Below are 19,836 nucleotides of genomic sequence, written 5' to 3' on the forward strand. Positions count from 1 at the left end.
CGCGAGAGGGCGCCCGGGAAAACGCCTAGAAACCCTGCTTCAGCCACTCGTAGACGCGGCCGATGTAACCGTCGGTGCCGGTGCCGGCGAAGGCGCGCTGCCCCCGCGGCTCGAAGTGCTCGGCATGCGCCACCTGCGGGTAGACCAGCAGGCCGACCGCGGCCGAGAAGGCCGGACCCTTGGCCGCCTCGGGCAGGCCGCGGATGCCGAGCGGGCGCCCGATCCGGACCTGGCCCTGCATCACCCGGCGGGTGACCTCGGGCAGGCCGACGAGCTGGCTCGCGCCGCCCGTGAGCACGACCCGGCGCCCCGCCTGGGCGGCGAAGCCGGCCGCGCGCAGGCGGTCGCGGACGAGCTCGACCACCTCCTCGACCCGCGGCTTGATGATCCGCACCAGCTGCGAGCGCGGAACGTGGTTCGGGGTCTCGCCCTCGTCCTCGCCGACGCCGTGGACGGCGATCATGTCGCGCTCGTCCGACGGGGTGGCGATGGCCGAGCCGTAGAGCGTCTTCAGCCGCTCGGCCGCCGCGACCCGGGTCGAGAGCCCGCGGGCGATGTCCATGGTGACGTGGTGGCCGCCGACCGCGATCGCATCGGTGTGGACGAGGTGCCCCCCGGAGAACACGCCGAAGCTCGTGGTGCCGCCGCCCATGTCGACGACGCAGACGCCCATCTCGGCCTCGTCGTCGACCAGCGCCGAGAGGCCGGCGGCGTAGGGGGTGGCGATCACCGCCTCGACGCCGAGATGGCAGTGCTCGATCGCGAGCATGACGTTGCGGGCGGCCGCGGCTTCCGCCGTGACGACGTGGAGGTCGACCCCGAGCGCCTCGCCGATCATCCCCGAGGGGTCGATCACCGCGCCCTGGCCGTCGAGGGCGTAGCCGGTCGGCAGCGCGTGCAGCACGGCGCGGCCGGGGCTGACGCCGTGGGCGCTCGCGGTCTCCAGCACGCGCTCCACGTCGGCGCCGGTGACGGTGCCGGTGCGGACGTTGACCCGCGCCTGGAAGTGCTGCGAGGCGAGGCGCCCGCCGCTCATGTTGACGATGACCGACTGGACCTCGACCTTGGCCATCCGCTCGGCGGCGTGCACCGCCTGGCGGATCGCGCCCTCGGCGGCCTCGAGGTCGACGATCGCGCCGCCCTTCAGCCCGTGCGAGCGCTGGTGGCCGATGCCGATGATGCGGGCGAGGTGCGTCCGGCCCTTCAGCGTGGTGAGGGCTTCGGCCGGCTGCAGCTCGGCGATGAGGCAGACGACCTTGCTGGTGCCGATGTCGAGCACCGACAGCGTGGTGCTGCGGCGCGCCGAGAGCGGCTTCAGGCGGGGCGTCAGGCCATGTTGGGAATGCATCAGCGCTTACCGACGAAGGACGGGGAACGGGCGGGGCGGCGGGTGGACCGGACTGCGCTCACGTCGCGGTCCCCTTCTTCGTCTTCTTCTGCGCCTCGGCCCGGGCGGCCGCGGCCTCCTCGGTGAGGCGGACCACGACCCGGTCGGGCATCCGCAGATCGACCGCGATGATGTCCTTCTCCAGCAGGCGGTTGGCGCGCTCGAGCTCGACCAGCCGGGCCAGCGCGGCTCCGGGCTCGATTTCCGGCAGGCGGATGTCGACGCCGTCGAGCTTCAGGGTCCAGCGCCGGCCGGAGACGTAGGTGCCGGCGCGGATGCGGTCGGCGAGCGGGCCGGCCGCGGCGACCAGGGCGAGGTACTCGCCGAGCTTGGTGTTGGCGTCGTCGCCGACGACCAGCGGCAGGCTCGCGTAGCGGTCGTCGCGCATCGTATCGATGATCGTGCCGTCGGCGGCGATGACGCTGATCTCGCCGTTCATCTGCCACAGGGCGGCGGGCTCGCGCTCGACCTGGTTGATGACGATCTCGCGGGGATAGATCTTGCGCACCGAGACGGAGGCGATCAGCGGCACCCGGAGCAGGCGGGCGCGCACCTCGGCGACGTCGAGGAAGGGCACGGACGAGCGCCAGTCGATGCCGGCGGCGGCGAGCACCTCGCGCTCGTACATCCGCGAGATGCCCGAGATGGTGACGCGCTCGACGCCGAAGCCGGCGACGCGGGCGAGGATGTCGAGGGGGCGGCCGTTCTCGATGACGAAGGCGTCGTAGCGGCCGCTGGCGACGAAGCCGGCGAGCGCCAGCGCCCCGAAGGCCGTGCTGAGGCCGAGGGCGCCGATGCCGCGCGGCAGGCGCTCGGCCATCGACGGCCCGGGCCGGCCGCGGCGCATCGAGTCGGACCGGCGCAGGAAGCGCGGAAGCCGGGCGAGAACGCCGCCGACGAGGCGCGCGGCTGGACCGGTCGCGCCGGGAAACCCAGCGGGGCTCAGCGGCCCAGAGACGCGTCCTCCACCATCCATCGCACGAACTCACCGAAACGATACCCAGCATGGGCGGCCATGTCCGGCACAAGGCTGGTCTGGGTCATGCCGGGTTGCGTGTTGACCTCCAGGACGACGAGGGCACCGGTTCCACCCGGTGTGTCGTCGTAGCGAAGGTCGGCACGGCTGACGCCCCGGCAGCCCAGTGCTTGATGCGCCGTTAACGACAACTCTTGGACACGCTGGTAAACATTTGGTTTAAGTTCGGCCGGCAGGACGTGGATCGAGCCTCCCGGCGCGTACTTCGCGTCGTAGTCGTACCACCCCCCCGAGGCGGCCTTGATCTCGATCACGCCGAGGGCCCGGTCGCCCATCACCGCGCAGGTGAGCTCGCGGCCCGCAACGTAAGTCTCCACAAGGACTTCCTCCCCGAACGCCCATTCGTCCGAGGCCAGGATCTGGGGCGGATGCGAGCGCCCGTCGCGGACGATGATCACGCCCATCGAGGAGCCTTCGGAGACCGGCTTGACGACGTAGGGCGGGGCGATCGGGTGTGACTTCGCGGCATCATGCCGGTTAACGACCAGCCCTTCCGGGACGCTGACGCCGGCCGCCCGCATCACCACCTTGGCCCGCTCCTTGTGCATGGCGAGCGCGGAAGCGAGCACGCCCGAATGCGTGTAGGGAATGCGCAGGATCTCGAGCAGGCCCTGGATCGTGCCGTCCTCGCCCGCCGGCCCGTGCAGCGCGTTGAAGGCCGCATCGGGCCGAAGCTCGGTCAGCACCGATGCGATGTCGGCCCCGACGTCGACGCGGGTGACGCGATAGCCCTCTCCCTCCAGCGCATCGGCGCAGGCGGTGCCCGAATTCAGCGAGACCTCGCGCTCGGAGGAGGTGCCGCCCATCAGGACGGCGACGTGCTTGGACATGGAGGGCTCCGGGGCGCGTGTCGAAGGGGGACGAACGGGCGGCCGGCGCCCGTGTTCAGATAGCCTCTGCCCAGCTCACGCTGTTTGCGAACGCGGACTAGGGGTCAGAGGTCACGATAGGCCTTCCCGTCTTCGGGACCTGCCCACTCGGAAAAGATGCCGAACGGATCGCCGGTCAGCGTAGGCGTCGATCTGTCGACGGAGATTCCGATCCGCTTGATCTCCCAGTGCAGCTCGACCCCGCTGGTCTCGCGCACCCGCCGGCGCACCTCCTCGCCCAAGCCCTCGATGTCGGCGGCCGTGGCGCCGTCGCGATTGATCAGGAAGTTGCAGTGCATCTCGGAGACCTGCGCGCCGCCCCGCGTCAGGCCGCGGCAGCCGGCGGCGTCGACGAGCTGCCACGCCTTGCCGCCCGGCGGGTTCTTGAAGGTCGATCCGCCGGTGCGCTCGCGGATCGGCTGCGCGGCTTCCCGCGCCGCGGTCACCCGCGCCATCTCCGCCTCGATCGCCGCGCGCTCGCCGGGGCGGCCGCGGAACAGGGCGCTCGTGAAGATCACGTCGTCGGGCGCCGCCGCATGGCGGTAGGTGAAGCCCATCTCGGCATGGCCGAAGCGGCGGAGCGCGCCGCGCCGGTCGACCCCGCGCGCCTCGAGGAGCACGTCGGTGGTCTCGCCGCCATGGGCGCCGGCGTTCATGCGCAGGGCGCCGCCGACCGAGCCCGGGATGCCGCGGAAGAAGGCGAGCCCGTCGAGCGACGCTTCGGCCGCCGCCTTCGCCAGGCGCATGTCGGGCACGGCGGTGCCGGCCTGCAGGCGGTCGCCGTCGACCTCCACCGCTCCGAACGCCTTGCCGCCGAGCCGGATCGTCACGCCGGGAATGCCGCCGTCGCGCACGATCAGGTTCGAGCCGAGCCCGATCACCGTCACCGGGATCTCGGGATCGAGACCGGCCAGGAGGTGGGCGAGATCCTCCTCGTCGGCCGGCGTGAACAGCACCTGCGCCGGGCCGCCGACGCGGAACCAGGTCAGGTCGGACAACGCCGCGTTCACCAGCAGCCGCCCCCGCAGGGCCGGGGCGGCGGCGCGGATCGCCGGCGTGATGTCGGGGAAGGCGGTCATCGGTTCGCTCCCCCTCTCCCCGCACGCGGGGAGAGGGCTTCGTCGACCCCGTCGTCGACGAAGCGAGGCGGCAGCCGAGGGTGAGGGGGCGGGGTCAGGACGGGTGCGTCCGGCGACGTCCCCTCACCATCGCCCTTCGGGCTAGCCACGCCGACGACGAGGTCGTCGCGGCCCTCTCCCCGCGTGCGGGGAGAGGGGGGGAGCGCGCTGAAGATCGTATCGAGAACGACTGACGGGCTGCTCATGATCTCCGCGTTCCAAAACCGCAGGACGCGGTAGCCCAGATCGGCCAGCCATGCATCGCGAGCGCGGTCGTAGGCATTGTCGGCGTGCTGGCTGCCATCGATCTCGATGATCAGCTTCGCCTTACGGCAGCAGAAATCGGCCACGTAGCGGCCGATGCTCTCCTGCCGAACGAACTTGAACCCGGCCAGCCGCCGATCGCGCAAGCGATACCACAGCGTCCGTTCGGCCTCGGTCTGCCCCTGCCGAAGGCGCCGCCGAAATGCCGTGCGCTCGCTGTCGGCCGGGCTCATTCGAGCTCACCCCTTGAACGCCGCCAGCTCCGCCGGCAGCGCGTAGGCCCATTGCGTGATGTTGCCGGCGCCGAGGCAGACGACGTAGTCGCCCTCGGTCGCGTGCGCGGCCACGATCCCGGCGAGGTCTTCCGGGCGCTCGAGCGCCTGCGCGTCGCGGTGGCCGCGGGAGCGCAGGCCGGCGACGAGGCCGTCGCGGTCGATACCCTCGATCGGCGCCTCGCCCGCCGCGTAGACGGGGGCGACGATGACCGTGTCGGCATCGTTGAAGCAGGTGCAGAAATCGTCGAACAGCGAGGCGAGGCGCGAGTAGCGGTGCGGCTGCACGATCGCGATCACCTTCGCGTCGGTGGAGGCGCGGGCGGCCTTGAGCACCGCCTTGATCTCCACCGGATGGTGCCCGTAATCGTCGAAGATCTGGGCGCCGTTCCATTCGCCGGTGCGGGTGAAGCGGCGCTTGACGCCGCCGAACCCGGCCAGCGCCTTGCGGATCGCGTCCGCCGGCACGCCGAGCTCGTGCGCGACGGCCAGCGCCGCGGTGGCATTGAGCGCGTTGTGCTTGCCCGGCATCGGCAGGACGAGGTCCTCCATCTCCATGCGGAAGCCCGGACGCCGGTCGCGGATCATCACGCGGAAGCGGCTCTGACCGCCGCGCAGGTCCACGTCGATGAGGCGCACGTCAGCCTGCGGGTTCTCGCCGTAGGTGATGATGCGGCGGTCCTCGATGTGGCCGACGAGGTCCTGGACGACGGGATGGTCGATGCACATCACCGCGAAGCCGTAGAACGGGATGTTGTCGATGAAGCGCCGGAAGGCGTCCTTGACCGCGTCGAACGAGCCGAAATGGTCGAGATGCTCCGGGTCGATGTTGGTGACGATGGCGACGTCGGCCGGCAGCTTCAGGAAGGTGCCGTCGGATTCGTCGGCCTCCACCACCATCCACTCACCCTCGCCCATGCGGGCGTTGGTGCCGTAGGCGTTGATGATGCCGCCGTTGATCACCGTCGGGTCCATGTTGCCGGCGTCGAGCAGCGTCGCGACGAGGGAGGTCGTCGTGGTCTTGCCGTGGGTGCCGGCGATGGCGACGCAGGACTTGAAGCGCATCAGCTCGGCCAGCATCTCGGCCCGGCGCACCACCGGCAGCCGGGCCTCGCGCGCGGCCATCAACTCGGGGTTGTCGCGCTGGATCGCGGTCGAGACGACCACGAGGCCGGCATTCTCGACGTTGGCGGCGGCATGGCCGACGAAGGTCCTCATGCCCTTGTCGGCCAGCCGCCGCACGTTGGCGTTGTCCGAGGCGTCGGAGCCCTGCACCGTGTAGCCGAGGTTGTGCATCACCTCGGCGATGCCGGACATGCCGATGCCGCCGATGCCGATGAAGTGGATGGGACCGAGCTTGTCGGGCAGCTTCATGGGAGGAACCGTTCGATGACGGGACTGCGCGGAGGCATGCGTCCCGGAAGAATCAGGTGCGGGCGGCCGTGTCGACGACCACCGCGGCGAGCCGCTCGGCGGCGTCGTGGATGCCGGCGCTTTTCGCGGCTTGCGCCGCCGCGGTCAATTTCTCGGGATTCGCGAAGGCGTCGACCAGCTCCGCAGTGAGCCGGTCCGGCGTGAACGCGGTCTGCGCGACGGCCAGGGCCGCGCCGATCTTGGCCAGCGTCGCGGCGTTGGCGGCCTGGTCCTGGTCGAGCGCCCCGGGCAGCGGCACCAGGATCGACGGCCGGCCGATGGCGGCGAGCTCCGAGACCGTCGAGGCGCCCGAGCGGGCGACCACGAGGTGGCTCGCCGCCATCCGCCCCGGCAGGTCCTTGAAGAACGGCGCCGCCTCGATGCCGGCGAGCCCCATGGCGAGGTAGTCGTTCTGCACCGCCGTCAGGTCCTCGGGGCGGACCTGCTGCACGAGGTGGAGGCGGGCCCGCAGGTCGGCCGGAAGCTGCGCCAGGGCTTTCGGCACGACCTCGCCCATCACCCGCGCGCCCTGGCTTCCGCCGAAGACGAGGAGGTGCAGGGCGTCCGCCGGCCCGAGCCGCGGATAGGCGACCTTCGCGGCCTCGATCACCGCCGGGCGCAACGGGTTGCCGGTGTGGACGCGGGGGGCACGCGCCTTGTCGGGGACGCCGCGGACCTCCTTGAAGCCGGTGGCGATGGTGCGGGCGCCGCGCGCCAGGAAGGCGTTGGCCCGCCCCATCACCGCATTCTGCTCGTGGATGATCGTCGGCACGCGCAGGATCTGGCCGGCGAGCATCGGCGGCACGGTCGGGTAGCCGCCGAAGCCGACGATCGCCGCCGGGTTGATGCGCTTGACCGCCTTGGCCGCCTCCGCGAAGCCGCGGCCCAGCGTCAGCACCGCGCCGGCCCGGCGCAGCATCGAGCGGCCGGACGGGGTCGCCGAGGTGATGGTGACGATCTCGGAGGCCGGGAAGCCGCCACTGATCGAGTCGACCCGCGCGTCGGTGGCGAGCACCACGCGGATGCCCCGCGCCCGCAGCGCATGGGCGAGGCTCTCGGCCGGGAACAGGTGGCCGCCGGTGCCGCCGGCGCAGAGCAGGATGGTCGGCGTGAATACCGTCACCGCATGACTCCGGCGACGGTGGCCGGCGCGGTGCCGGGCGGCTTCTGGCTCAGCATCGTGGTGCGCGGGCGCTTGCGGGTGAGCGCCACGAGGAAGCCCATGCCGAGCGCGAGCGAGATCAGCGACGAGCCGCCGTAAGAGACGAACGGCAGCGTCATGCCCTTGGCCGGCATGAGCTGGGTGTTCACCGCCATGTTGATGCAGGCCTGGAGGCCGAAGAGCGTGATCAGACCGGTGATGGCGAGCCTCGAGAAGGTGTCGTCGGTGCGGCGCGCGAGCTTGAGCCCGCGCAGCACGATGTAGGCGAACAAAGCGACGAGGCAGAGGCAGACCAGCACGCCGAACTCCTCGCCGGTCACCGAGAAGATGAAGTCGGTATGGGCGTCGGGCAGGTGGCGCTTGGCGATCCCCTCCCCCGGGCCGGTGCCGAACCAGCCGCCGGAGCGGAACGATTCCTGCGACCAGAAGGTCTGGAAGCTGTCGCCCGAATCCTTGTCGAGGAAGCGGTTGAAGCGCTCGCGGACGTGGTGGAAGAAGGTGTAGGCGGCGAACACCCCGGTCAGGCCGAGCACGCCGAGCACCGCCACCCAGATCAGGTGCAGGCCGGCGACGAAGAACAGCGCGCACCACACCAGCGTGATCAGCATCGTCTGGCCGAAATCGGGCTGCAGCAGCAGCGGGACGATGGTGATCGGCAGGAGCAGGATCGCAAGGAAGCCGCCCGGCATGTCGCGGCGCTGCGCGCCCTCCGAGAACGCCCAGGCGGCGACCACGACGAAGGCGGGCTTGACGAACTCCGAGGGCTGCAGGCCGAACGAGCCGAACTGGATCCAGCGGTGGGCGCCCTTGATCTCCGGCCCGAACTTGCCGGCGAGGAGGCACAGCGCGACGCCCGCGAGCCAGGTGCCGAGCGCCAGCCGGCGGATGCCGCGCAAGCTCAGGAACGAGACCGCGCAGATCAGCAGGATCGTCGGCGCGAGGTACATCGCCTGGCGGTTGAGAAAGTAGAAGGTCGGCAGGCCGATGCGCTCGGCCACCGGCGGCCCGCCGCCCATGAGGAAGACGAGGCCGGCGACCATCAGGGCGGCGAGCGCCGCGAGCAGGCCGCGGTCGACCGTCCACCACCAGTCGGTCAGGGGCGTGCGTTCCGCGCGGGAGATCATGGGCGTGCGACGGCCTTGCGAGCGGTCGCGCAGGGGCACGCGACGGTCGAGAGCGATCCTGTCCGCGAATGGTAAACGCATCCTTGCGAAACCGCGCCGGAGCCGCCGCCCGTCCCGTCAACCCCCGGCGCCTCCTCGCCGATCGGTCGCGCCACGGTCGACCGAATACGAAATCTTAACAGCAAAAACGCAATCTTGGATTGTGTTCACTTCGGCATCGCATTGCGAAGATGCCGCGCCGGGACGATCCGCCCATGTTCGCTGCACGCAAGACTGTCGAAGCCGCCGCCAAGCTTGCCGCCCTCGACCGGGTGCAGGGGGTGATCGAGTTCGACCTCTCGGGCCGCATCCTCGACGCCAACGCGAATTTTCTCGCAGCTGTGGGCTACAGCCTGCCCGAGCTGGTCGGGCAGCCGCATGCGATGCTGGTCGATCCGCAGTACCGGGACTCGGCGGAGTACAAGGCGTTCTGGGAGCGTCTCCGCAGCGGCGCGTTCAGCGCGGGCCAGTTCCGGCGGATGGCGAAGGGCGGCCGCGACATCTGGATCGAGGCCTCCTACAACCCGATGATCGGGCGTGACGGCAAGCCCTACAAGGTGGTGAAGTTCGCCACCGACATCACGCGGCAGAAGGCCGAGGATGCCGACCGGGCCGGCCAGATCGCGGCGATCGACAAGGCGCAAGGGGTGATCGCCTTCGATCTCGACGGCACCATCCTCGAGGCCAACGCGAACTTCCTCGCCGTGGTGGGCTACGACCTGTCCGAGGTCCGCGGCCGCCCGCACAGCATGTTCGTCGAGCCGGCCTACGGGCAGAGCGCGGACTACGCGGCGTTCTGGGCGGCGCTGAAGCGCGGCGAGTACCAGGCGGCGCAGTACAAGCGCATCGCGAAGGGCGGCCGCGAGGTCTGGATCCAGGCGACCTACAATCCGATCTTCGACGCCTCGAACCGCCCCTACAAGGTCGTGAAGCTCGCCACCGACATCACCGATCAGGTCATGCTGCTGGCCAACCTCCGCAGGCTGATCGAGCGCAACTTCTCCGAGATCGACCAGGCGATCACCCGCTCGGCGGACGGGTCGGGCGCGGCATTCGCGGCCGCGGAGACGACGTCGGGCAACGTGGCGACGATGGCGGCGGCGGCGGAGGAACTGGCCGCCTCCGTCGCCGAGATCTCCCAGAGCATGGGATATTCGCGCGGCGCGACCGACGCCGCCTTCGAGCGGGTCCAGGCGGCCGGCGGGTTCACCCAGCGCCTCTCGGAGGCTGCCGGGTCGATGAGCGGCATCGTCGGGCTGATCCAGTCGATCGCCGCACAGATCAACCTGCTCGCGCTCAACGCCACCATCGAGGCGGCGCGTGCCGGAGAAGCCGGACGCGGCTTCGCGGTCGTCGCGAGCGAGGTCAAGAACCTCGCCAACCAAGCCGCCCGTGCGACGGAGCAGATCGGCGCCGAGATCAACGGCCTGCAGGGCCTGTCGAGCGAGGTGGTCGGCGCCCTCGATTCGATCAGCGGCTCGGTCGACATCATGCGCGAGAACGTCGTCGCGACGGCGAGCGCGGTCGAGGAGCAGAGCATCGTCACGCGCGACCTGTCGCAGAGCATGCAGGCCGCGGCCCAGGCCGTCGCGGCGATCACGGCCAACATCAGCACGATCTCGGGCTCGGTGACGGAGGTCTCCGTCGCGGTGGCGACGACGCGCGAAGCGGCTCGCGTGCTCGCCCGGTAGGGCGACGTCCGGCGCGGGGCTCGCCCGCCGGCGCCGGCGTCCGGCCGTTCAGGGCAGCGCGCGCACCAGCTCGCGAAACACGTCGCCGCGCTGCTCGAAGCTGCGGAACTGGTCGTAGGAGGCGCAGGCCGGCGAGAGCAGCACCACCGGCTCGGGCGCGCCCGAGGCCGCCGCGCCCTCTGCCGCCGCCCGGACGGCGACGTCCAGGGTCTCGCAGCGGGTGTAGGGCACGGCGCCTTCCAGCGTCGCGGCGAAGGCGTCGGAGGCGGCGCCGATCAGGTAGGCGTGCGCGATGCGCTCGAAATACGGGACCAGCGGGAAGATGCCGCCGTCCTTCGCCTTGCCGCCGAGGATCCAGTGGATGTCGCGGAAGGCGGTGAGCGCCTTCTCGGTGGAATCGGCGTTGGTCGCCTTGGAATCGTTGACGAACAGCACGCCGCCGTGGACCCGGACCTCCTCCATCCGGTGCGGCAGGCCGGGAAAGCTCGCGAGCCCGGCCTGGATGTCGTCGGGCGAGAGCTCGAGCGCGCGGGCGACCGCGACCGCCACGGCCGCGTTCTGCCAGTTGTGCGCGCCGCGCAGCGACCGGATCGCGGACACGTCGGCGATCGGCGCACCATCACGGTCCGCGATCACCCCGTCGCGGACGGTGACGGCGTCGGCGGTGAGCGCCGCGTCGCGGGGCACGTGGATGCGGTTCAGCCGGTCGCCGCCCCGTTCCGCGAACCGGTCCGCGATGGCGCGGCTCGGCCCGTCGTCGACGCCGACGACCGCGCGGTCCGAGCCCTGGATCAGCCGCTCCTTGATCGCGGCGTATTGCGCGAAGGTGCCGTGGCGGTCGAGGTGGTCGGGGGTGATGTTGAGGAGCACGCCGACGCTCGGATCGAGCGAGGGCGTCAGGTCGATCTGGAACGAGGACAGCTCGACGACGTGGATGCGGTCGGGCGCCGGGGGCGCCAGCGACAGGATCGCGGTGCCGATGTTGCCGCCCATCTGCACGTCGCGCCCGGCCGCGCGCAGGATGTGCGCGATCAGCGCCGTGGTGGTCGACTTGCCGTTGGTGCCGGTGATTGCGACGAACGGCGCGCCCGGCGCGACCGCGCGCCGCTCCCGGCAGAACAGCTCGATGTCGCCGACGATCTCGATGCCGGCCGCCTTGGCGAGCGCGACCGTCCAGTGCGGCACCGGATGGGTCAGCGGCACGCCGGGCGAGAGGATCAGCGCCGCGAAGCCCGACCAGTCGGCCGCGCGCAGGTCCGCGGTCTCGATCCCCTGGGCGGCGGCCCTGGCGACGCCCTCGGCGTTGTCGTCCCAGGCGATCACGCGGGCGCCGCCTTCCTTCAGGGCGAGCGCGGTGGCGAGGCCGGAGGCGCCGAGCCCGAACAGGGCGACAGCGCGGCCGGCGTAGGTTGTGGCTGGGGTCATCGGAAACTCGGAACAGGTCGGCAATCGGGGTTGTCCCGCCCCTCTCCCCTCATCCTGGGGTGCCCGCGTCGGCGAGCCTCGAAGGCGACCTCCAGAACACATGGCGGTCGCTGGAGGGCTTCTTCGAGGCGCCCGCTTCGCGGGCGCATCTCAGGATGAGGGCGGGGGTGGGACAAGCGTCGGTTGCGCAAAGTCTACCACAGCTCACCGCAGCTTGAGCGTCGCCAGGCCGGCGAGCGCCAGGATGACGGCGATGATCCAGAACCGGATCACGACCTGCGGCTCCTTCCAGCCCTTCTGCTCGAAGTGGTGATGGATCGGCGCCATGCGGAAGACGCGCTTGCCCGTGAGCTTGAACGACGCGACCTGGATGATCACCGACATGATCTCGAGGACGAACAGGCCGCCGACGATCGCCAGGACGATCTCGTGCTTGGTGGCCACCGCGACGACGCCGAGGAGGCCGCCCAGAGCGAGCGAGCCGGTGTCGCCCATGAAGATCTGCGCCGGCGGCGCGTTGAACCACAGGAAGCCGAGCCCCGCCCCGATCACCGCGCCGGCCACCACCGCGAGCTCGCCGGTGTCGCGCACGTAGTTCACCTGGAGGTAGCTCGCGGTGAAGGAGTTGCCGACGAGGTAGGCGATGACGCCGAAGGTGCCGCAGGCGATCATCACGGGGACGATGGCGAGCCCGTCGAGGCCGTCGGTCATGTTCACCGCGTTGCCCGCGCCGACGATGACGAAGCCGCCGAACAGCACGTAGAACCAGCCGAGATTCAGCAGCGCGTCCTTGAACACCGGGAAGGCGAGCTGGTTCTGCAGCGTGGACGGCGAGAAGTACGAGATCGCGTAGCAGGCCGTGATCGCGATCAGGGCCTCGAGCCCGAGGCGGAGCTTGCCCGAGAAGCCCTTGTGCGACTGCTTCGTCACCTTGAGGTAGTCGTCGTAGAAGCCGATCGCGCCGAAGCCCAGCGTCACCGTGAGGGTGATCCAGACGTAGTGGTTGCGCGGGTTGGCCCAGAGCAGGATCGCGACGATGGCGCCGGCCAGGATCATCAGGCCGCCCATGGTCGGCGTGCCGCGCTTGGTCAGCAGGTGGGTCTGCGGCCCGTCCTCGCGGATCGGCTGGCCCTTGCCCTGGCGCAGACGCAGCAGCGAGATGATCAGCGGCCCGAACCAGAACACGAACAGGCCCGCCGTGAACAGCGCGCCTCCCGTCCGGAAGGTGATGTAGCGGAAGACGTTGAGGGCCGAGAGCGTGCCGCTCAGGTCCGACAGGAGATACAGCATCCGGGGGCTCGGCGGCTTGGCTCACACGAAGAAAGGGCGCCGGCGGGACGCGAACGGTCCCGGGGCCTCGGCGGACGATCAGGTGCCGGTCACGGCCCGGCGGACAGGGCCGACGCGTCGTGGCGCGCCGGGGGGTTCGCGTAGCGGGCTTTGAGCGCCTCGACAATCCGACCCATGCGAATACTGTTCGAGCCCTTGACCATCACGGCGTCGCCCGGCCGCAGGATCGCGGCCAGCGGCTCGACGAGGTCGGCCGAGGCGGCGGCCGCGATGCCCCGGCGCGCGACCGGCAGCGCCTCGAACAGGTGGCCCATCAGGGCGCCGGCGGTGAAGACGAGGTCGACGCCGTGGTCGGCGACGGCGCCGGCGAGGTCGCGGTGGTGCGCGTCCGCGGCCGCCCCGAGCTCCAGCATGTCGCCGAGCACGGCGATGCGGCGCCCGCGCGGACCGGTCTCGATCGCCGCGAGCGTCGACAGCGCGGCGCGCACGGAGGCCGGGTTGGCGTTGTAGCTTTCGTCGACGAGGAAGGCCTCGCCGTCGCGAAGCTGGAGCGCGGTGCGCTCGCCGCGCCCGACCGGCGGCCGCAGGGCCGCGAGCGACAGGGCGGCGCGCGCGAGGTCGGCGCCGAGGCTGTGGATCACCGCCATCACGCCGAGCGAGTTCATCGCGGTGTGCCGGCCGGGGGTGCCGAGCTGGTAGGTCACCGGCTGGCCCATCACCACCGCGTCGACCACCGAGAGGTCGGGGCGCAGCACGATCCGGCGCGCCCGCACGTCGGCCTCCTCGTGCTCGCCGAAGGTGACGATGCGCCCGGCCGACGAGGCGAGGGCATGGGCGTGGAGGCGGGCGAAGCTCGGGTTGTCGCGGTTGAGCACCGCGACGCCGCCGGGCGCGAGGCCCGAGAAGATCTCGCCCTTGGCGTCGGCGATCGCCGACAGCGAGGCGAAGTGCTCGATGTGGACCGGCTCGACGGTGGTGACGAGGGCCACCTCCGGGCGGACCTGCGCGACGAGCGGCACGATCTCCCGCGGGTGGTTCATGCCGATCTCGAACACGCCGAAGCGGCTCTCGGCCGGCATCCGCGCCAGCGTGAGCGGCACGCCCCAGTGGTTGTTGTAGGAGGCGACGGAGGCGTGGGTCTCCCCTTGCGCCGACAGCACGTGGCGCAGGGCCTCCTTGGTGCCGGTCTTGCCGACCGAGCCGGTCACGGCCACGACCTGGGCCGCGGTGCGGGCGCGGGCCGCGCGGCCGAGGCACGTCATCGCGTCGAGGACCGGATCGGGGCCCTCCCCCGGCACGGCCAGGACGGGTCCGTCGAACGACGCGGCGCGGTCGGCGGCGACCACCGCCGCGCCCGCGCCCTTGTCGAGCGCCGCGCGGACGAAGTCGTGCCCGTCGCGAGCCTCGCCCCGGATCGCGAAGAACAGGTCGCCCGGCTGCAGCGTGCGGGTGTCGATCGAAGCGCCGGTGACGGCGCCGCGCTCGCCCTGGAGCGTTCCCCCGGTGGCGGCCGCGAGTTCGGCCGCCGTCCAGAGCGGTTTGGCGTTCGGGCTCATGCGGCCTCCGGTCGAGCGCGACGGTGCAACGCATCTTCCCTCCCCCCTTCGCGGGGGAGGGTGGGCCTCGCGTCAGCGAGGGTCGGGAGAGGGGAGCGCGTTGTCCGGAGATGTCGCTCCCCTCTCCCGACCCGCTTCGCGGGCCACCCTCCCCCGCAGAGGGGGGAGGGAGACGTGCGGCAGTCGTCGTGTTTCACGGGAACGGCGCTCATCGCAGATCCCCATCGATCGCCGCCCGCAGCACTGCGTGGTCCGAGAACGGCAGCACCCGGTCGCCCACGATCTGGCCGGTTTCGTGACCCTTGCCGGCCACCACCAGCACGTCGCCGGGCCCGAGCCCGCGCACGGCCGTGCGGATCGCCTCGGCGCGGTCGCCGATCTCGCCGGCGCCCGGCGCCTCGGCGAGGATGGCGGCGCGGATCGCGGCCGGGTCCTCGGAGCGGGGATTGTCGTCGGTGACGATCACCGTATCGGCCAGCCGCGCGGCGATGGCGCCCATGATCGGGCGCTTGCCGCGGTCGCGGTCGCCGCCGCAGCCGAAGACCACGACGAGGCGCCCGGTTGCGAAGGGGCGCAACGCGACGAGGACGCCCTCCAGGGCTTCCGGCTTGTGGGCGTAGTCGACGAGGCAGAGCGCGCCGTTGACCTCGCCGATGCGCTCCATGCGGCCGGGCACGCCGGTGAGGTGCTCCAGGCTCGCGAACACGCCGTCGGGGTCGGCGGCGCCGGCGGGCGTGGCGAGCGCGAGGCCGGCGGCGACGAGCGCGTTCTCGACCTGGAACCCGCCGACCAGCGGCAGCCGGATCCGGCGTCGGCCGTGGCGGCCGTCGAGGTCGAGCACCTGCGCGAAGCCCTCGGTGCGGGCATCAAGGAGGCGGATGTCGGAGCCGGCGCGGCCGGTGGTGCGGATGGCGTGGCCGGCTTCGGTCGCGGCGGCGATCACCCGGTCCGCATAGGCACCGTCGGCGTTGACGATGGCGGGCGCGCCCGCCGGCAGCAGGGTCGCGAACAGGCGGAGCTTGGCGGCGAGGTAGTCCTCGACCGTCGCATGGTAGTCGAGGTGGTCGCGCCCGAGATTGGTGAAGCCGGCGGCGGCCAGCCGCACGCCGTCGAGGCGGCGCTGCTCGATGCCGTGCGAGGAGGCCTCCATCGCGAGGTCGGTGATGCCGTCGTCGGCGAGCCGCGCCAGGGTCTGGTGCAGGGTCACCGGATCGGGCGTGGTCAGCGAGCCGTAGGCGGCGCCGCGGTTGGTGACGATGCCGACGGTGCCGAGGCTCGCCGATTCCCGCCCGATCCGCGACAGGATCTGGCGGACGAAGTCGGCGACCGAGCTCTTGCCGGCGGTGCCGGTCACCGTGACGATGGTCTCGGGCTGGCGGCCCGACAGGCGCGCGGCGGCGAGCGCGAGCGCCCGGCGGGCATCCGCCACGGCGATCCAGGCGCAATCCCGCGGCAGGTCGGCGGGACGGTCGCCCTCCCCGACCACGGCGACGGCGCCGGCCGCCGCGGCCTTGGCCGCGAACAGCCGCCCGTCGGCCCGGGTCCCCGGCACCGCGACGAAGACGCCGCCCGGCACCACGTTGCGGCTGTCGGCGGTCAGCCCGGCCACCAGGCGGCCGGCTTCGCCCGTTCCCGCATCCGGGAACAGGGTGCCCAGGGTCGGCGCGCTCACGGGCCGCCGACCATGCTGGCGTGGTAGGCGTTGAGCTTGACCATCAGCGGGAAGGGCTTGGCCGGCGGCTCGAATTGCGGCGGCAGGCCGAGGATCGGCGCGACGCGCTCGATCACCTTGCCGGTGACGACGCCGGAGTTCCAGGCGGCGGTGGCGTAGCCGCCGCTCTCCGGCAGGCCCTGCGGCTCGTCCATGATGGTCACGAACAGGTATTTCGGCTTGTCCATCGGGGCGGCCGCCATGAAGGTCGTGAACAGGCGGTTCTTGTTGTAGCGCCCGCCGATCACCTTCTCGGCGGTGCCGGTCTTGCCGCCGACGAAGTAGTACGGGATCGCCGCCTTCTTGGCCGAGCCTTCGGTCGCGTTGAGCCGCATGATGAAGCGCATCGCCTCGCTGGTCTGCGGGCTCAGCACCTGCGTCGCCTTCGCCATCGCCTCCTTGACGTCGGTCTTGAGGAAGGTCGGCGTCATCAGGAAGCCGCCGTTGGCGATCGCCGCCACCGCCGCCGTCGCCTGGATCGGCGCCACCGCGAGGCCGTGGCCGAAGGCGATGGTGATGGTGTTGATCTCGGTCCAGCGCGGCGGGATGATCGGCATGGCCGACTCGGGCAGCTCGGTCCGCATCCGGTCGAGCAGGCCCATCTTCTTGAGGAACGCCTTGTGGCCGGGCACGCCGACGCCGAGCGCCATCTTGGCCGAGCCGATGTTGGACGAGTGGGTGAACACCTCCGGCATGGTGATGACGCGGTTGGTGCCGTGATACTCGTGGATCTTCTGGCGGCCCCAGCTCAGCACGCCGCCGCGGGTGTCGAAGGTCGAGTTGACGTTGTACTTGCCCGATTCGAGCGCCATCGCGAGGGTCATCGCCTTGAAGGTCGAGCCCATCTCGTAGACGCCGACGTTCATGCGGTTGATCTTGTCGTCGGACAGGGCGTCGACCGGGTTGTTCGGGTCGAAGTCCGGCATCGAGACCAGCGCGATCACCTCGCCGGTCTGGACGTCGAGGATCATCGAGGCGCCGGCCTTGGCCTTGAAGTGCTCGATGCCCTTGGCCAGCTCGTCGCGCACCGCGAACTGCGCGCGCAGGTCGACCGAGAGCTGGATCGGCTTGAGGTCGGTCTGCTTGGCGACGAAGCCGAACTCGTTCAGGGCCTTGTTGCCCTGGTTGTCGATGTACTTCTCCATCCCGGCGATGCCGATGTTGTCGAGGTTCGTCGCGCCGATGATGTGGGCGGCGGCGACCCCGTTCGGGTAGACGCGCTTGTGGTCGGGCAGGAAGCCGATGCCGGGGATGCCGAGCCGGTGGACCTCGGCCTGCTGCTTCGGCGTCAGCTCGCGCTTCACCCAAACGAAGCCGACGCCCTTCTTGCCCGGCTTCTGGGTGAGCTTGGCGCGCAGCTCCGTGGCGTTCAGCTCGGGCAGGACGGCGGTGAGCAGCTCGACCGCCTCGTCCTTGTCGTAGATGTTGCCGGGCTCGGCGAAGACCGAGACGGTGCGGATGTCGGTGGCGAGGATCTCGCCGTTGCGGTCGATGATGTCGGGCCGGATCGCGGTGGTGGCGGCGGCCGCCACCCGGTGCTCCTGGCTCGGCGGCGCGCCGAAGATCGCGATCGACAGGAGCCGCACGCTGATCGCGCCGAACACCGCCAGGAACGCGAGGCCGACCAGCGCGACGCGGGTGTAGGAGCGCTCGATCGCGAGGCGGAACATCGCCCGGAACAGGCGCATCCCCGGATGGACCCGCGGCTCGGTCTCGAGCACCGGCTCCTCGACGGCGTGGGAACGCGGCGCGGATTCAAGCTCGGGCTCGGCGTGATCGTGCCCGGCCGCGTCGTCGGGCAGCGCGTGCGGGTCGGCGGCCTGCGGATCGCGGGCGGCGTCTTCGGGTGCGGCGTCGTGAGCGTCTTGGGACACGGGGACTACCTCGAGGCCGCGTTCGGCGTGCGGGTCGTGACGACGGTGCGGGTGATCGATCCGGTGGTGCGGGGCTCGGAGGCCGGCCCCTTCTCCTTCGGCGTTGCGGTGGCCGCGAGCAGGCGGCCGATCTCGTCGCCGCGCTCGGGCCGGGCCGGCAGGTCGGCGAGGCGCCCGAGATGGCTGGTGCCGATCGGCTCCAGGGCGAGGTGCTTCTCCACCGCCGCCTGCAGCCGGTCCGGCCGGGTCAGGAGCTGCCACTCGGCGCGCAGCACGGCGATGGCCTGCCGCTCGGCATGCAGGCCGCTCTTCAGCTTCGAGACCTGACCGCCCTGGTAGAGCGTGTCGTACTTGATCGAGTAGGCGTAGATCGCCGAGGCGACGAGGCCGGCGACGGCGAGCAGGTTGAGCAGGCGGATCACCGGCGTGCGCCTCCGCGCGGGGCTTCGGGAAGCGCGGCGAGCGCCTGGATCGCGGCGAGCGGCGCCGGCACGGGTGCATCCGTGCGCTCGGCGGCCCGCAGCTTGGCCGAGCGCGCGCGCGGGTTGCGCGCGGTCTCGGAATCGGAGGGCAGCACCGGTCCCTTGGTCACCGGCTTGAAGCTCTTGGCGGCGGCGGGCTCGCCGCCGGGCAGCGCGCTCGGCATGTGGCGCGAGGCCTGGACCGCGCGGCCGCTGCGGGCGGAGAAGAACTGCTTGACGATGCGGTCCTCGAGCGAGTGGAAGGTCACCACCGCGAGCCGCCCGCCCGGCCCGAGCATCCGCTCGGCCGCGTGCAGCGCCTGGACCAGCTCCCCGAGCTCGTCGTTGACCGCGATGCGCAGGCCCTGGAACGTGCGCGTCGCCGGATGGATGCCGCTGCCGGGCTCGGTGCGGACGACGCCGGCGACGAGGTCGGCGAGCTGCGCCGTGGTCTCGATCCGGCCGCGCCGGCGCGCCTCGATGATGGTGCGGGCCACCGCGCGCGAGCGCCGCTCCTCGCCGTAATGGTAGATGATGTCGGCGAGCTCCGCCTCCTCGGCCTCATTGACGAGGTCGGCGGCGCTGAGGCCGGTGGCGGCCATCCGCATGTCGAGCGGGCCGTCGTTGCGGAACGAGAAGCCGCGCTCGGGCTGGTCGATCTGCATCGACGACACGCCGATATCGAGCACGATCCGATCGGCCTGCGCCTCGCCGAGCTCAGCGAGGTGGGCGTCGAGGGCGCCGAACCGTCCGGGAACAAGGGTGAGCCGCCCGTTCGCGGCGGCGACGAGCCCGGCGCCGCCGGCGATCGCCGACGGGTCGCGGTCGATGCCGATCACGCGCAGGTCGGGATCGGCGGCGAGCATCGCGCGGGTGTAGCCGCCGGCGCCGAAGGTGCCGTCGACCGCAAGCCCGGCCCCGCACAGGTCGAGGGCGGCCAGCACCTCGTCGAGCAGCACCGGAACGTGCGGTCCGCCGGCCGGCTCCAGGGGCTTGCGCGTCATCGGGGCACCCCGCCTGCGGAGGTTCGCCGGGCCGCGCGCGGCCGAGGCAGCCCGCCGTGGACGGGGGGAACGGTTCGGCTCATGGCTGCCTGCACCCGGCCGCTGCGTCGCGGCGCGGTCGGTTTGGGCGGTCCCGGTGA

Annotated in this window: 16 protein-coding genes; 1 reads left to right on the forward strand and 15 read right to left on the reverse strand. The window is 71.7% G+C overall.

Annotated elements, in window-relative coordinates; genetic code table 11:
• Window positions 1-25 precede the first annotated feature (25 nt).
• The 8 genes from ftsA to MKK55_RS14710 all read right to left on the reverse strand — a co-directional run bounded on the left by ftsA (window position 26) and on the right by MKK55_RS14710 (window position 8,645).
• Entirely contained in the window at window positions 26-1,348 is a 1,323-nt protein-coding gene (gene ftsA, locus MKK55_RS14675) for a cell division protein FtsA (RefSeq protein WP_147729212.1), read from the reverse strand.
• Between the two features lie 58 nt (window positions 1,349-1,406).
• Window positions 1,407-2,363, reverse strand: coding sequence for a cell division protein FtsQ/DivIB (locus tag MKK55_RS14680; protein ID WP_147858990.1), 957 nt, complete (start codon window positions 2,361-2,363; stop codon window positions 1,407-1,409).
• Window positions 2,330-3,253 carry a D-alanine--D-alanine ligase gene (locus MKK55_RS14685; protein WP_147843728.1) on the reverse strand — a complete coding sequence of 308 codons (924 nt, stop codon included), beginning with the start codon at window positions 3,251-3,253 and terminating at the stop codon, window positions 2,330-2,332. Before MKK55_RS14685 ends, MKK55_RS14680 begins: the two co-directional genes overlap by 34 nt.
• 104 nt (window positions 3,254-3,357) lie before the next feature.
• Window positions 3,358-4,371, reverse strand: coding sequence for a UDP-N-acetylmuramate dehydrogenase (gene murB, locus MKK55_RS14690; RefSeq protein ID WP_243935741.1), 1,014 nt, complete (start codon window positions 4,369-4,371; stop codon window positions 3,358-3,360).
• Window positions 4,368-4,907: an endonuclease domain-containing protein gene (locus tag MKK55_RS14695; RefSeq protein WP_243935743.1), complete on the reverse strand. Its 540-nt coding sequence runs from the start codon at window positions 4,905-4,907 to the stop codon at window positions 4,368-4,370. Before MKK55_RS14695 ends, murB begins: the two co-directional genes overlap by 4 nt.
• A 6-nt stretch (window positions 4,908-4,913) precedes the next feature.
• Window positions 4,914-6,320: a UDP-N-acetylmuramate--L-alanine ligase gene (gene murC, locus MKK55_RS14700; RefSeq protein WP_147727666.1), complete on the reverse strand. Its 1,407-nt coding sequence runs from the start codon at window positions 6,318-6,320 to the stop codon at window positions 4,914-4,916.
• A gap of 52 nt (window positions 6,321-6,372) precedes the next feature.
• Entirely contained in the window at window positions 6,373-7,482 is a 1,110-nt protein-coding gene (gene murG, locus MKK55_RS14705) for an undecaprenyldiphospho-muramoylpentapeptide beta-N-acetylglucosaminyltransferase (protein ID WP_147843726.1), read from the reverse strand.
• Window positions 7,479-8,645, reverse strand: coding sequence for an FtsW/RodA/SpoVE family cell cycle protein (locus MKK55_RS14710; protein ID WP_147727664.1), 1,167 nt, complete (start codon window positions 8,643-8,645; stop codon window positions 7,479-7,481). The genes murG and MKK55_RS14710 overlap by 4 nt, the downstream gene beginning before the upstream one ends.
• A 254-nt stretch (window positions 8,646-8,899) precedes the next feature.
• Between MKK55_RS14710 and MKK55_RS14715 the strand changes: the two genes are divergently transcribed.
• Window positions 8,900-10,375: a PAS domain S-box protein gene (locus tag MKK55_RS14715; protein ID WP_243935745.1), complete on the forward strand. Its 1,476-nt coding sequence runs from the start codon at window positions 8,900-8,902 to the stop codon at window positions 10,373-10,375.
• 48 nt (window positions 10,376-10,423) lie between these two features.
• Here MKK55_RS14715 and murD read toward each other — a convergent pair whose 3' ends face one another.
• The 7 genes from murD to rsmH form a co-directional block, all read right to left on the reverse strand.
• Entirely contained in the window at window positions 10,424-11,800 is a 1,377-nt protein-coding gene (murD, locus tag MKK55_RS14720) for a UDP-N-acetylmuramoyl-L-alanine--D-glutamate ligase (RefSeq protein ID WP_243935748.1), read from the reverse strand.
• A 204-nt stretch (window positions 11,801-12,004) separates the two neighbouring features.
• On the reverse strand, window positions 12,005-13,090 hold the full coding sequence (mraY, locus tag MKK55_RS14725; RefSeq protein WP_147729392.1) for a phospho-N-acetylmuramoyl-pentapeptide-transferase: 1,086 nt from the start codon (window positions 13,088-13,090) through the stop codon (window positions 12,005-12,007).
• An 89-nt stretch (window positions 13,091-13,179) separates the two neighbouring features.
• Window positions 13,180-14,646: a UDP-N-acetylmuramoylalanyl-D-glutamyl-2,6-diaminopimelate--D-alanyl-D-alanine ligase gene (locus MKK55_RS14730; protein WP_243935750.1), complete on the reverse strand. Its 1,467-nt coding sequence runs from the start codon at window positions 14,644-14,646 to the stop codon at window positions 13,180-13,182.
• Window positions 14,647-14,854: 208 nt separating this feature from the next.
• A complete protein-coding gene (locus MKK55_RS14735) occupies window positions 14,855-16,318 on the reverse strand; it encodes a UDP-N-acetylmuramoyl-L-alanyl-D-glutamate--2,6-diaminopimelate ligase (RefSeq protein WP_243935752.1) in 1,464 nt (487 codons plus the stop codon).
• Entirely contained in the window at window positions 16,315-18,231 is a 1,917-nt protein-coding gene (locus MKK55_RS14740; protein ID WP_409566064.1) for a peptidoglycan D,D-transpeptidase FtsI family protein, read from the reverse strand. The genes MKK55_RS14735 and MKK55_RS14740 overlap by 4 nt, the downstream gene beginning before the upstream one ends.
• A 5-nt stretch (window positions 18,232-18,236) precedes the next feature.
• The gene (locus tag MKK55_RS14745) at window positions 18,237-18,653 is read right to left on the reverse strand and encodes a hypothetical protein (RefSeq protein ID WP_147727345.1); all 417 of its coding nucleotides are present in this window, start codon (window positions 18,651-18,653) and stop codon (window positions 18,237-18,239) included.
• Window positions 18,650-19,696, reverse strand: coding sequence for a 16S rRNA (cytosine(1402)-N(4))-methyltransferase RsmH (rsmH, locus tag MKK55_RS14750; RefSeq protein WP_147843480.1), 1,047 nt, complete (start codon window positions 19,694-19,696; stop codon window positions 18,650-18,652). Before rsmH ends, MKK55_RS14745 begins: the two co-directional genes overlap by 4 nt.
• Between the last annotated feature and the right edge of the window lie 140 nt (window positions 19,697-19,836).

The sequence above is a fragment of the Methylobacterium sp. J-059 genome, assembly GCF_022829485.1.
In the GTDB taxonomy this organism is placed as follows: Bacteria; Pseudomonadota; Alphaproteobacteria; order Rhizobiales; family Beijerinckiaceae; genus Methylobacterium.